The sequence below is a fragment of the Methylobacterium nigriterrae genome (assembly GCF_037106235.1).
Classification (GTDB): Bacteria; Pseudomonadota; Alphaproteobacteria; order Rhizobiales; family Beijerinckiaceae; genus Methylobacterium; species Methylobacterium nigriterrae.
This window is the reverse complement of sequence record NZ_JBAWTG010000860.1, coordinates 1-272: the sequence shown is the minus strand read 5'-3', so window position 1 is coordinate 272 and position 272 is coordinate 1. Positions and strand designations below refer to the sequence as shown.

The following is a 272-nucleotide window of genomic DNA, read 5'->3' as shown; positions in this document are numbered from 1 at the left end:
CAGCGCGCCGAGGAGGAGACCCAGAACGCCCGCGCATACTGCGAGCGTCTCGTCTCCGCCACGATCTCCCGCGCCACGGCTGTCAACCGCGACACCGACGAACTGCTCCCCTCGATGATGCTGGATGCCGAGACGCAGATCTCGGACCTGCGCCGCCAGCAGCACACGCTGAACCAGTACGTGCAGCGGATGCGCGCCTTCTCCCTCGCGGACGAGACGGAGTCAAGCGACGACAGTCCGGATTACACGCCTCCGGGACCGCGCGGAATCAG

Annotated in this window: 1 protein-coding gene; it reads left to right on the top strand. The window is 67.3% G+C overall.

Annotated features, from left to right (window positions below; genetic code table 11):
* The coding region (locus WDW90_RS39455) for a hypothetical protein (RefSeq protein WP_336493038.1) at positions 1-272 on the top strand (272 nt) is incomplete at both ends.